Source organism: Rugamonas rubra, assembly GCF_900114705.1.
Classification (GTDB): domain Bacteria; phylum Pseudomonadota; class Gammaproteobacteria; order Burkholderiales; family Burkholderiaceae_D; genus Rugamonas; species Rugamonas rubra.
This window is the reverse complement of the sequence record NZ_FOTW01000035.1, coordinates 1-12,986: the sequence shown is the minus strand read 5'-3', so window position 1 is coordinate 12,986 and position 12,986 is coordinate 1. Positions and strand designations below refer to the sequence as shown.

Here is a 12,986-nt window from a genome sequence, read left to right as displayed (position 1 = left end):
CCGCCCGGCGGCGCGCCGCTGCGCCGGGCGGTCAGAAGCGCTTGCTCAGCCTGAGCAGCACGCTGCGCTCGAAGACGCTGCTGGTGGCCTCGACGCCGAACTCGTGGTGGCGCGCGTGCAGCAGGTTCTGCCCCAGCAGGGCCAGGTCGAGGTCGGGCCGTAGCCGCCACAGCAATTGCGCGTCCAGCTCGTTGTAGGCCGGCACGGCCGGGCGCGGCAGCTTGCCGGTGTGGCGCAGGCTCAGCTCAAGCTGGCAGTGCTCGGACAGCTCGTGCGAGGAGCGCAGGCTCCAGTGCAGGTTCGGGTCGTTGGTGGCCAGGCCGGTGTCGCCGCTGGCGTCGTGGCTGCCGGGCTTGAGCCGGGTCTCGACGTGCTGCAGCACCAGGCCGCCGCTCAGGCGCCAGCTCGGCGCCACCTGCCAGCGGCCCCAGGCCTCCAGCCCGCGCGAGCGGCCCTCGCCCATGTTGCTGAGCAGCGCGGAGGCGCCCGGATGCGGTTCCAGCGTGCGCAGCTTGTCGTAGTCGGCGAGGTAGGCGGTGAGCGAGTACGACCATGGCGCGCGCGGCTGGGCGCGGTAGCCCAGTTCCAGCACCTTGGCCACCTCGGAGGCGAACTGCGGACCGCCGGCCAGGGCGTAGAACGGCTGGCCGGCGATGATCACCGGCTTGCCCGGCGCGAACAGGTCGCGGTCGATGCGCGAGGGCGCGCGCACGCTGCGGCTCAGGCTGGTCCACCAGAGCTGGCCGGCGGCCGGCGTCCAGGCCAGGCGCAGATTGGGCAGCAGCTCGAGGCCGGTGTAATTGTTGCGTTCGAGCTTCAGGCCGGCCGTCAGGCGCAGCGCCGGGTGCAGCGCCAGCTCGTCCTGGGCGAACAGGTTGGCCCAGCGCAGCGTGCTGTCGCCCGGCAGGAAGGCGAACAGCGCGCCGTTGACCACCTTGTCGCGGGACTGGCGGTAGCCACCGCCCCAGGTGACGTTGTGGCCGCCGGCCAGGCGCAGGCTGTGCTGCGCCTCCAGCGTCAGCGTGTCGAGCCGCTCGACAAAGGCGTTCGGCTGGTTGCGCTCGGTGTGGTCGAGGATGGCCTGCAGGCGCAGCTCGGCGCCGCCGTCCAGTTTGCGCCTCAGGCTGGCCTGCAGGTTGGCGCCGGAAACCAGGATGTCGACCGTGCGGGCCTGGCCCAGCGCGCCGTCGTAGGCGTCGCCGGACAGGGTCAGGGCATCGCGCGCCAGCGCCCAGTCGGCGCGGAAGCCGCCCTGGGCGCGCCGCCAGCCGGTCACCGTGTCGACGCCGCGGGTGGTCTCGGTGGCGTCGGCGCGGGCGTACTTGGCGTAGAGGCGGTAGTGGCCCTCGGCCGGCAGCGCGCCGCCGTAGCGCAGCGCGCCGTCCTGCTCGCGCCCGCCGGCGCTGGCGGCGAGCAGGCCGCCCTGGCTGTCGCCGGCCGGCCGGGTGATGACGTTGATGACGCCGTTGACGGCGTTGGCGCCCCAGATCGTCGCGCCCGGCCCGCTGATGACCTCGATGCGGGCGACGTCCTCCATCACCACGTCCTGCACGTCCCAGTACACGCCGGAGAACAGCGGCGAATACACGCTGCGGCCGTCGATCAGCATCAGCAGCTTGTTCTCGAACGGGCTGTTGAAGCCGCGCGCGGTGATCGCGTAGTTGCGCGCGTCCACCCTGGCCACCTGCAGATTGGGCGCCAGCCGCAGCGCCTCGGGGAGCGAGCGCGCGCCGCTGCGGCGGATGTCCTCGGCGCTGATGACGAACACCGCCGCCGCCGCCTCGCCGAGCCGTTCCTCCTGGCGCGACAGCGAGGTGATGACGACCTCGCCGAGCTGCTCGAGCGACATGTCGGCGAACTCGCCGCCCGCCGCCGCCGCCGCGCCCGCCGGCGCGCTGGCGGCGGCGATGGCGATGGCGGCGGCGGCGCAGGCCAGCAGCAGGGCCGGCGACGCGGGCCGGCGCGCGCTGAACGGGAAGGCAATGTGACTGCTGCGCATGGCTCACCTCGGACTTGCCGCCCTGCCGCGCGGCGTTGTGGGAAATCGCTGGAAGGCCTTGTCGTGGACAGGCTTGGCGCCGCGACGACGCCAATGAACCTGGAAATTATAGCCAGCCCGGCGCGCCGCGCCACCTCCGATTGAGCATCCGTCGCGGCGCGCCCACAAGCCGGCACACGTCGATGGTCTTGCCGTTGGGCATCGGATATGATCGGACAGGCGCCACCGCAGCGCCCGCAGCGCCGCCACCACGTCGCGGCCGCCCCCCCCTTCGATAGGAGACCTCATGCATACAAGTCACTCGTTGTTCCGCCATCTGCGCCGCGGCGCCGGCGGCCTCGCCGCCGCCCTGGCGCTGGCGGCCGGGCCGGCCGTCGCGGTCGAGACGCTGCCGGCCTACAACTCCTACCAGGCGGTGCCCTTCGTGGTCGAGGGCGGCGGCCTGGGCGCCGACCTGGTGGCCTATCTGAACGAGAAGCTCAAGGGCAAGTACGCCTTCCAGATCACCAACCTGTCGCGCGACAAACTCAACCAGACGCTGGACAAGGACGCCGCCTTCAAGGGCATCGTGCTGTTCCTCAATCCGCTGTTCGTCGACGACAAGGACAAGAAGAAATACCACTGGACGCCGGGGCTGATGAACGACGCCAACGCCGTCGTCTCGCTCAACAGCAAAAAGATCGAGTACGTCGACACCGACTCGCTCAAGGGCCTGAAGTTCGCCGGCGTGCTGGGCAACAAGTACGCCGGCTTCGAGGACCGTTTCGGCAAGGACATCCAGCGCGAGAACGCCAACGAGGAGCTGTCCAATCTGCGCAAGGTGGCCTCCGGCAAGGCCGACGTGACGATCATGCCGATGTCGACCTACCGCTACCTGCTCAAGCAGCTCGGCGAGCAAAGCCCGGTGCGCACCACGCTGTATTTGTCGAGCAAGCCGCACGCCCGCTTCGAGCGCTACATCTTCTCGGCCAGCGGCGACACGGCGCTGGCCGGCGAGCTCGACGCCGTGGTCGGCGCCATGCGCGCCGATCCGGCCTGGAAGCGCGTCGCCGCCAAGTACGGCCTGGACTAGGCCGGCGGCCTAAGAACCACCCAAAGGCACCAAGCCAGGGGCAGACTCCCCGCCTTGGCGCCAGGGTCTGACCCTGGGTTTCCGCCGCTGGCTTGCCCCCCCCTACTTGGCCGACAAGCCCAGCTTGAGCGCGACCTGCTTGCCGGCCTCGGCGCCGACCGGCTCGGGCGCGCCGGCGCGCGCGCTGGCCGCGTCGACGCCGGCCTCGGCCAGCGCCGCGACGATGGCGGCGGCGCGCTGCGCGCCCAGCTTGGCCAGCGCGTCGGCCGGCAACACCTCGCTGGCCTCGAGCCGCTCGCGCAGCTTGCCGTAGAAGGCGGCGGGGTCGGCCACCTGCGGCTCGCCCTGGATCAGCTTGCCCACGCGCTGCCACACCGGCAGCTTGGCAGGCGCCTTGGCGGCGCCGCCCTGCTCGCCGGCCGGGACGGCGACGGCGGCGGCCTCGGCCGCCTTCTTCTGCTTGTCCAGCTCGGCCGCGCCGAAGCGCTCGGCGTACAAGTCGCGCAGCGCGCCGCGCATGGCGCGCTCGCCCAGGTTGAGCGGACCGGCCGCCTCGCCCGCCTCGAGCTTGATGCCGGCCTTCGCCGTCGCCTTGCGGCGCAGCGCCTGTTCGCGCAGCGCGGCGCCGTCGACGGCCTCGCTGTACTGGCCCGGCACCGTCACCGACAGCTGGGCGCGCTTGGCGAGGATCTGCGCCACCTGCTTGAGCTTTTCGCGCTCGGGCGGCAGCAGGCGGGCGCTGCCGGCGTCGAAGTCGACCGCCTCGAGCTTGTCGCCGTTGATGCCGAGCAGCGCGCCGAGGGCGCGGAACGGCGCCGTGACCACCTTGCCGAGCACGTTGCCGACGGCCTTCCACACCAGCGCGCCGTAGCTGAACTGCGGATCGTTCAAGTTGCCCGCCACCGGCAGGCCGAGGTCGATGCGGCCGTCGCTGTCCTTGAGGATGGCCAGCGCCAGCTCGAGCGGCAGCTTGAGCGCGTCCGGGCTGTCGATGCGCTCGCCCAGGGTCATCTTGTCGAGCACGATGTGGTTGTTGCCCTCGAGCGCGCCGGCGCGCACCTTGTACTGCAGGTCGAGCGAGATCTTGCCCTCGGCGATCTTGTAGCCGGCGAACTTCATGCTGTACGGCGAGGCCGAGACCATGTCGACGTTCTTGAACACCACGTCCAGGTCGGTGTTGTCGGCCGGCACGAAGGGGTTCAGCTGGCCGCGCACGCGGGCCAGGCCGAACTCGTCGACGCGGCCGTCGAGCTCGATCTGGCTGCGCGCGTCGCGCCGCGTCGACAGGCCGTTGACGATGCCGTTGAGCTCGTAGATCTTGGCGCTGAACTGGGGCCGCAGGCTCAGGTCGGTGAAGTCGAGCTTGGCGTTCTGCAGGCGCAAACGGCGCACGCGCACGGGGAAGCCGGCGTCGGCGTCGGGCGCGATGGCGGCCTGCGCGTTGGCGTTCCGCACCTTGGCGGCCGGCGCCTTGGCGGTTTGTGCGCTGGCGCTCAGCGGGGTCGGCGCCGTGGCCACGGTCGGCGCCGGCGCGGCGGCCTTGCCCGTCGCGGCCGCCGAGGCGGATGCCGCCGCCGTGGCGGCCTCTTCGGGCGAGCGCACCAGCAGGCGCTGGGCGTTGAGGCTGCGGTCGTCCTCGATGATCAGTTTGGCGTTCGGCTCGACCACGCGCAGCTCGGGGATGTCGAGCGAATCGGGGCCGATGTTCAAGGTCAACTTGTCGGCGCGCACGCTCTTCCAGGCGGCGAACAGGTCGTTGTCCTGCTCGTTCAGGCGCAGGGTGGCCACCTCGAACATGCCGGCGTAGCGCAGCGTGGGATTCTTCGCCGTGCCGGCACCACCGCTGCTCAGGTGCCCCTGTCCGTTGATGACGCCGCCGGCGATTTTCAGCTTGACGTGCTTGGCCAACAGCGGCTGCACCGGCGCCAGCGCCAGGCCCTTGAGCAGCAGGTCCGATTCCAGCGCGCCGGTGGCCGGCACGATCTTGCCCTGCCCCGTCATGTGGCCACCCTCGCGCAGGCCGACGGCGAGCTTGAACGGCAGAGCCTGCTTCAAGTCGTTGCTGACACCGTCGAGCTTGAGGTTGAAGTCCTGCAGATTGACCTTGATGCCGCTGCCCTGGTCGTCGTACAGCGCGCCGAACTTGCTCAGCTCGACGCTGCCGATCTTGCTGCTCCAGGGCGCGGCGGCGCTCTCCGCCGAGGCCTTGGACGCCGCACCTGCGGCGGCCGGCGTTGCCGGCGCCGGGCCGGACTTGGGCAGCAGACCCATGAACATGAACTTGCCCTTGCTGTCGCGCGTCAAATCCAATTGGCCGCCGTCGGCGTAGACGCGGTCGACGCTGAGCTGGCGTCCGGCCAGATCGACCGTGCCACCGGTGAAGCCCAGCTGCGCCAGTTTGAGCGGCGCCTGCTTGCCGCTGACCATGCTCAGCTCGGCCAGCGAGAAGGCGGCATCGGCGACGCTCATCTTCAGGCCGGCGGCGGCCTGTTCGGCGTGCAAGGCCAGCTTCAACTGGATATTCTCGGCACTGACCGTCAACGGTGGGCTGACGGTCTCGTCAACCAGGCCCATCGCCAGTTGCTCGACGGCCAGCTGTTTGAGCTGCACCTTCCAGTTGCCGGCGGCGCCGGCCGCAGGCTTGCCCGCCGGGGCCGCCGCCACAGCTGACGCGGGCATGGACGATGCCGCTGGCGCGGCGATCATCAGTTGCGCCAGGTCGAGCTCGCCCTTGGCGTTGCGCCGCGCCTCCAGCTTGGCGCCGGCCAAACGCACGCCGCCTATCGTGACGCTGTGCGCGGCCAGGTCGGCGCCGACATCGCTGATGTCGAAGGCGTTGACGCTGGCGAAGGGCGCGCCGGCCTTGTCGCCCACCAGCGCCAGCTCGCGCAGCGACAGGCTGGCGCCGCTCAGGCTGGCGTCGAGCTTGCCGTCGGCGTAGGCGAAGCGGTACGGCAGCTTGGCCGACAGCTTGCCGCTGCTCACGCCGACGCGCGTGTAGGCCTTCAGGTAGGAGGCCAGGCCCGGCAGGGCCAGCTGGTCCAGGGTCAGCTCGCCGCCGCCGCCGATCGGGTTGAGCGCGGCCGTGCCGCGCCAGTGCAGCTTGCCGCCGTGGGTGGCGTCGGCGCTGAGCGTGTAGTCGCCGTTGCGGTCGGGCAGCGTGCTCAGGTTGTTCAGCGCGAAGTCGATGGGGGTGATGGTGTCGGCGTAGCCGGCGCGGCGGTCGCTCACCTCGACCTTGCCCCGCTCCAGCGCGAAGTGGCCGACGATCAGGCGCGGCATGCCGCTCGACGGGTCCTTGGGCCGGCGGTTCAGCGTGTCGAGCAACTGCGCGATGTTGAAGGTGCCGTCCGGCGCGATCGCCAGGTGCAGGCGAGGCGCGCCGACGCGCACCTCGGCCACGCTCCAGGCGCGGCGCACGATGGACGACCAGTTCAGCTCGACGGCCAGCTTGCCGACCGCGAACAGCGGCGCGCCGTTGGCCTCGTCCAGGCGGAAGTCGTCGGCCTCCAGGCACAGCGTGAAGGGGTTGAAGCGCACCGCGCCGATGCTGGCGTTGCGCTCCAGCTCGCTATGGGCGAACTTGGGCAGCTGGCTCTGCACCACTTGCGGCAGCAGCCAGAAGCCACCCACCGTGTAGGTGGCCAGCGCGCCGGCCGCGCCGACCAGCCAGCGTTTGCGGCGCAGCAGCGGCGCCTTCAGTTTGTTTGCGCCAACTGGCTGGGTTGCCGGGCCTGGCTTGTTGTTCGATTCCACCGATGATTCCTTCATTTGCGCCAAATAATTTGTTTCATAGGCAAGAGTATGCCTTCAGGCGGGCGAAACCGCAAAACCGGCGAGAAATGGGAAGGGAATAGGATCGTGAATTGTTGCTGCGAAAATGAAAAAAGTCCCCTGCGGGCTCCCTCTTGGAGTGTCACCTTGGGGAGCTTTTTTGCATTTTCTGGCGGAAAGGATGTCAGTAGCGGGGACAAAAGTCAGGTTCAACCCTCACCACGGCCCACCAGCCGGTTTGAGGGCAGGTTTAGTGGGCGTGCGACTAGGTCCCGAGCGGAACTTGCGTGGGCATCACCGCGACGGGTGAGGGTTTCACAACGGGGCGCACGCGCAGCGAGGACAGCAACTTGTCCCACAGCGCCAGCGCTTCCGCGTCCGTGAAGCTGGATTCGACCGTCGCGCCAGGTTGCCCGTGGCCGGTGCTCATCTCGAATGACATCAGGGGCGTGAAAACATTGTCAATTTTATTATTGACGAGTTCCCACATGAACGATTGGTTATAGGTGCCGTTGTACTCGTGCGCTCGTTCGAGGACTTCCTCTCCGGGCGCGCCATTGAATGGGCGCGGGCCGCGTCGGAACGTGTGAAAGCGGGAACTGTTTTCGTCTAGGATGGCCGGCACGGGGTCGCGTTCAAGCAATGTCTTCGGCGTGGTGATGCCAGCCGTCATGTCCAACGCGATCGACACGTCGGGGTGCCCCTTCAGGCCGACGAACATCGTGGTGCGTTCGGTCTGTTTGACCGATATGGGTTCCGCGATGAATCCGCCATCGAAACAATAGCCGGCCGCCGTTGGGATCTCATTCTCCGCGCGTGATCTGAACTGGCTCACAAGTTGGGTGAGCTCTTTGAGATCGTTGTCGTCGGCGTATTTTATGGTGAGATCAAAACTGTGCTTTTGTGCGCGGACCATCGCCTCGATTCTGACGTTCTCGGCGGGTTTTTCATTGGGCAGGCCGCGAATCCATTCCCGGCCGAACACCTGAATCTTGCCTTGAACGCCATTTTTTTCCACTTTATACACGCTTTCAAGCATCGGCATCCCCTGTTCGTTTTTCTTTCCCGAGAGTTCGTTCTCCTTTGCCTGTATCCTCGCGGCGAATTGTGCGTCCGTTTCGTCGTCATAAGTTGCGATGCTCCAGCCGGCGATCATCGCCCCCCGATACGACACTTCCGCATCGGCCGGCACGTCGATCAGGAACCGGCCGACGCAGATGGTTTTCATCTTAAGGTCCTTCAGTTCAACGGTCATTTTTTTCACCTGGTAGTCGAGATATCCCGCCTGCGCCATGCGCGTGAGCGCGATGCAAGCGAGGACGAGGCAGGTTGCGGCGACGAGTTTGGCGAGTAGGCTGCCGTGTTTGCGCGTGAGTCGCGTGCTCATTTGGCGCCCAGCGCAATTCTGGCGATCAGCTGCAACGTCAATGCCAGCATCGACTCGTTGTTGTGTCCAAAATAACTTGACCACCGCATCATTCCAAAACTCATTTTGAATAGCCCTGCATGCCGCCCTCGGCGTCGTGGCGGATGCCCCACCACATCAGGTAGGCGTTGTTGCCGGAGCGCGCGCGGAACCACGGCTTGTCCGGGTCGATGGGGCGCACCTTGGCCGGCGGCAGCACCAGCACGGCGGTGGGGTGCTCGGCGTCGGTGGTGCCGGCCACCAGCACGTTCTTGCCGAAATGGTTGGCGTAGGCGATGCCCAGCGCGACGTTGGTCAGCGCCGTGCCGGCGCCCATCTCGCCCAGCAGGGCCGGGGTGTTGAAGGCGTGCTTCATGAAGTCGATCTCGGGCGCCTCGGTCGAGAGGGTGTGCGCCAGAACGCGTAGCCGGTCCGGCGACTCCGCGTGCGCGACGTTGGCGTCGTGGACGACGTAGCCGATGTCGGTGCTCCGCTTGCCGGCGTTGGCGACGGCGGCGTCCAGCGCCGCCTGCGACGCCTGGACCGCGCGGGGCGGCAGGCCCTTCTTGCTTTCAAAATCGGCGGTGGACTTGGTGGCGGGATAGCCGATCCAGGCCAGCGCGTCGCGCTCGGTCTTGTAGTTGGGGCCGGCCAGCACCAGTAACACCATGTTCTCGTTGATCTGATCGTCCTTGGGGCGGCTGGGGGCGTCCCAGTTCATGGCCCAGACCGTTTCGTTTGGATGCGCCTGCAAGTAATCCAGCGCCGCCGAGAGGGAGGTGAAGCCGGCGTTGGGGCCACCCGTCGTCACGTGCACGTCCGGCGGGGTGTTGCGGGTCCAAGCAGTGGGAGAGTGGATATTGCCGATGGCAAAACTCTCAATAATGTTGTCCCTGGCAAACGTTGCGGCCTCGACCGGATCGAGACTGCCCATCGGCAGTGCATACTCGACATGGATGCCTGCCAGTTCCCGCCAAGTCGTCTTGTCTGTGAGCGAGTGGGCGTTGTAGAAGTAGCGGGAGCTGGAGAAATAGACGTCGTGGAACTTGTAGACCAACTCGACGATATACTTTTCATGATAGCCTTGGAACGTCTCCCTCCCATTATTTCCGGCCGCTATCGATCCCACCATTTGTAGCGTTGAAAACTTTTTCGGCTCGGTTTGCACCATGTCGTCGTCCTTGTTGGGCTTGGCCACTCCCAAAGTCCACAGCAGTTGCCATTCAGTCGGATAGTCGCGCCGCTGCAGAGGGTTGAGCCATTGCACGCCGACGACCTGGGCGGTGAAAGGTTTCGCGGGTTTCGCGACAACGGGTGTGGCCGCGCGAATTTCCGCGACGACAGGTACGGGCCTGCCCGTGCAGGCGGCGGTGAGGAATGAGAAGGTGGCGAAGGCGGCGAGCGCGGGCACGGCGAGGAAGCGGGTCATGATATCTCCGTCGGTCAGAGTGCGAGAAGGGTCGGCGAAGGCGAGCCAGGTGAGCGGGATCTCGGCGCCGAAGGCAAGGATAAGAACAAGGACCGCCCAGCCCAATCGCCGGGTGCGGGTCGAGATCAGAGACTTCATGGGTGGCCTCCCCGACTCATGCGCTCTAGCATGCGAGGTGACAGAGGCCGATGCTCGCGCTGGTCGACGATCTTGTCCGGCATGCGTCCCTCACTGTTTTTCGCGCGCGTCCACTCGCCGAGAGGGAGGCCGGTGAAGTACCCGGTTAAGAAATATTTCTCAAATTTTCTATTCGGATCATCTCTATCCAGCCCTTTTCCGAAGCGCCAGTCGGCCGCGATCCTGAACGTGTGCAGATCCTCGTCCCTGATATGGCACAGCCCGATGGCGACATCGTAGGCCAGCGCCTTCTGCGCGTGCATGCCGTTGGTCACGATGGTCGAGTGGTCGGTGGCGTATGTATTAATGTTGTCGGCCAGGTAGGTTTTGATCTTTTCTTCTTGCCAGGCCTTGTAGTCCGCGCTGGCTTTTGTGGGATCGTCCTCGGCGTCCACGTGTTCGGCATTCTTCTTGACCATTCCTTCTCGCCGGGCCTGCATGCGCAGCCGGGCGTGGTCCTCGTAGCGCAGGGAGGCCTCGCTGTCCGCGTCACCCTTGGCCGCATCGGTGGCGTCGCGCTTCTCTCCCTTTTTTTGGGGGATCGTCCGGTCACCCGCGTACACATCGCCGGCATCGCGCACACAACCCGCGTGGCGCCATTGGCCGGGCGCGTCGTAGTCCTGGTCGAATTGTTCACTCGTCACGCCGAACCGGCGCGCCTCCGGGGCAAACGTTGGAAGCTTGGGGGCGTCAATCGGAATCTCCCAGTTGTCGTCCGGCAACGCGTTGATGCGCATGCTGCTCAGTTTGACCGCCACAATGGTGAATGGCGCCATGGCCAGCGTGAATATCCAAGCCAGCGGCTTGCCCCTGCTCGCATCGAGTCCCTTCGACACGGAGTATTCGAGCCTGGGCGACTCCGGCACCCAGAATCCCTGGCTGCCCGCCGCAGGCTTGTTATAGTGATTCTTCCAATAGTGGTAGGTGCCCTGCGCGCCGACCGGATGGCCCTGCGCGAACACGCGCTGGCTGAACACGCCGGCGCCGTTGGCGTCCCTGATCTCGTCCTTGTGCATGCCGCGCCAACCTATGCCCTGCACGGACAGCGATGAAATCACCTGGTCGTGCGGATTGCAATACAGTGTCACCCGGCCACAGGTCGAGGCGCCGTTGCCGTAGGCCTTGCAGTCGGTGGCCGCGTCGAAGCCGTGCTGGATGTTCGCCATGGCCTGGTCGATGTCCTCGACCGTCTGGCGCTTGGCGGCCGGCTGGCGAATGATGTCGAAGAAGGCGCGCAGGGTGCCGATGCGGGCGGCACTGGTTTGGCGACCCCGGCCACCTTGCTTGTCCTTCATGTCGCTCTGGCTCCAGTCCTCGGTGAAATTCGAGCTTGCCAGGCTGTAAGGGGCGTTGCACAGCACATAGCTGTCGGCGACGCAGCGCCCCTCCTTGCCGGCCGGGTCCCGCGCCGGCGCCCAGGCGTCGCCAAAAAAGGCCGCCGCCATGCCGATCATGTTGCCCTGGCTGTGGCAGACGATGGTGATGGGGACGTCGGCCTGCTTCTTTCTGATGGATTGGACCAACCTGGCCAGCCGCAGCGCAGCCAGGACGAAATACGGTTTGGGCGGGCAAGCGAAGACGTTGCGGTCGTTGACTGGATTGAGATGCTGAATGTGCATCCAAAGAAATAGATTCTCCGACAGGCCTTGGCCCCACATGTCGGGCAGCGTCGTGCAGCCGTTGGCGAAAGGGCCGCCACCCCAGTAGTTTTCCTCGTTGAGATAGATCCCGTCGCCGTACTTCTGGAGCTCAAGTAAATCGGCCTTGTAGCCCCAGCGGAAGTGGATGACCGGCGTGAAGTGGTCCTCGTCCTTCAAGAACGTCTTATGCGTCATGTTTGGATTGATGTAACCTTTGGGCGTCAGCTCCGCCATATAGGTGGCCGGGGTCAGCTGCCCGCCCTCCGGCGTCGGATGGGCCATGTGGTCGTCGCAGCGCTTGAGTCGATCGTTGAGGCCGGCGCACAGGCCCGCTTCGGTTTCCTTGTACCATTCGCCGTCGGAGTTGACGCCATGGACGAAGATCACGATACCGGGCAGGGGCGCCCGCATGATCACTCTGAGCTTGTCGTGATTGAGCAGCGTGACGCCGGCCTTCCTGCCGACGATGATTGTGCACGGATCGTCGATTGGATTCGGCGCGGACGACGTGGCGCCGGCACTGTTGTCTGGGTTTGGATCGCTCATCGTCTGTCCTCCGTTAACTCAATGTAAAGATTGCCGCTCGGCGCAGCCCTGTTTCCGGCGGTCGGTATGCAAGGTCATGAGGAGCGCTTGTGGAAGGTCGCCGCGATTTGCTGCACACGGTTCGTGTCCACCTTTCCGGCCTCCCCGGCGGCGTCGCTGGTTCCCGTCAGCGGCGCATCGCCGTCGCGCTCAAGGTGCAACTCCATGCCCTTCACCGGCTGTCCGTCGATGCCGCGCTCCAGGTACGGTTTCCGGCCGAAGTCGCCCTCGCCGAACGTAGGCAGCTCGGCGCTGCGGCTGGCCGGGCCGTTCCAGTTGTGGCCGGCCGTCTTGATGGTCAGCTCGCCCGGTCCGCCGATTTCGGGCGTGCCGCCCTTGAGGCTGATGTAGGCGCCGCCCGAGTTGACGAGCAAAATCTCCTCGGCCATGACGATCACGCGGCCCCTCGCGCTGATCTTGACGTCCTTGGCCGAGTCGATCTGCGTGCTGTCGTGCTGGCTTTGCAGCAGCACCTTGCCGTGGTTGGCGATCGCCGCCAGCCCGTCCTGTTGCGAAAACAGCGAGATGCCCTTGCCGGCGTTGACGTTGCAGCGCTGGCCGGCCGTCATCTGCAGGTGTTGCTGGGCCACCGTGTCGATGTTGCTGGCGGCGTAGCTGACGATGGCCTTCGAGCTGGCGAAGCTGATGCCGTCCGGCGCCGTGACGCCGACCACGGCGGCGCCGCCGCCGGCGCCCCGGGGCGCGGTGTTGCCGCCGTTGTCCCATTGCTTGATGGCCGATTGCAACTCGTCCTGCGCCTTGTCGTCCACCGGCAGGCCCTGCTGCGCGGCGGCGTACTCGCCCAGCGAGCGGAACAGGTCGACGCAGTCCTGCATCAGGGCCAGGTAGTCGGCGCGGTCGAGCTGCTTGCCGCCGCCGCCGAGCCGCTTCCAGGCGCTCAGCAG

The 12,986-nt window shown here is 66.8% G+C and carries 7 protein-coding genes; 1 reads left to right on the top strand and 6 read right to left on the bottom strand.

Annotated elements, in window-relative coordinates:
- Positions 1–31: 31 nt before the first annotated feature.
- Positions 32–1,999, bottom strand: coding sequence for a TOL_0244 family TonB-dependent receptor (locus tag BM252_RS27085; protein WP_093390781.1), 1,968 nt, complete (start codon positions 1,997–1,999; stop codon positions 32–34).
- A gap of 286 nt (positions 2,000–2,285) precedes the next feature.
- Between BM252_RS27085 and BM252_RS27080 the strand changes: the two genes are divergently transcribed.
- Complete coding sequence (locus BM252_RS27080) at positions 2,286–3,071, top strand: substrate-binding periplasmic protein (protein ID WP_093390780.1); 786 nt, start codon at positions 2,286–2,288, stop codon at positions 3,069–3,071.
- Between the two features lie 102 nt (positions 3,072–3,173).
- On the opposite strand, the gene BM252_RS27075 is transcribed toward BM252_RS27080, so the two are convergent.
- The 5 genes from BM252_RS27075 to BM252_RS27055 all read right to left on the bottom strand — a co-directional run.
- The gene (locus tag BM252_RS27075) at positions 3,174–6,827 is read right to left on the bottom strand and encodes a DUF748 domain-containing protein (RefSeq protein WP_245774473.1); all 3,654 of its coding nucleotides are present in this window, start codon (positions 6,825–6,827) and stop codon (positions 3,174–3,176) included.
- 283 nt (positions 6,828–7,110) lie between these two features.
- Complete coding sequence (locus tag BM252_RS27070; protein WP_093390778.1) at positions 7,111–8,232, bottom strand: T6SS immunity protein Tli4 family protein; 1,122 nt, start codon at positions 8,230–8,232, stop codon at positions 7,111–7,113.
- A 100-nt stretch (positions 8,233–8,332) separates the two neighbouring features.
- The gene (locus BM252_RS27065) at positions 8,333–9,817 is read right to left on the bottom strand and encodes a virulence factor (RefSeq protein ID WP_174900700.1); all 1,485 of its coding nucleotides are present in this window, start codon (positions 9,815–9,817) and stop codon (positions 8,333–8,335) included.
- Entirely contained in the window at positions 9,814–12,042 is a 2,229-nt protein-coding gene (locus BM252_RS27060) for a T6SS effector phospholipase Tle3 domain-containing protein (protein WP_093390777.1), read from the bottom strand. The genes BM252_RS27065 and BM252_RS27060 overlap by 4 nt, the downstream gene beginning before the upstream one ends.
- A 74-nt stretch (positions 12,043–12,116) precedes the next feature.
- Positions 12,117–12,986 (bottom strand): DUF2345 domain-containing protein (locus BM252_RS27055; RefSeq protein WP_139236773.1); only part of this gene is annotated, 870 nt, incomplete at its 5' end.

What these genes read in the sequence shown, in the direction of transcription:
- BM252_RS27085 (WP_093390781.1), bottom strand. Translation starts at nt 1,999, where the DNA reads ATGCGCAGCAGTCACATTGCCTTCCCGTTCAGCGCGCGCCGGCCCGCG.
- BM252_RS27060 (WP_093390777.1), bottom strand. Translation starts at nt 12,042, where the DNA reads ATGAGCGATCCAAACCCAGACAACAGTGCCGGCGCCACGTCGTCCGCG.
- BM252_RS27065 (WP_174900700.1), bottom strand. Translation starts at nt 9,817, where the DNA reads ATGAAGTCTCTGATCTCGACCCGCACCCGGCGATTGGGCTGGGCGGTC.
- BM252_RS27080 (WP_093390780.1), top strand. Translation starts at nt 2,286, where the DNA reads ATGCATACAAGTCACTCGTTGTTCCGCCATCTGCGCCGCGGCGCCGGC.
- BM252_RS27070 (WP_093390778.1), bottom strand. Translation starts at nt 8,232, where the DNA reads ATGAGCACGCGACTCACGCGCAAACACGGCAGCCTACTCGCCAAACTC.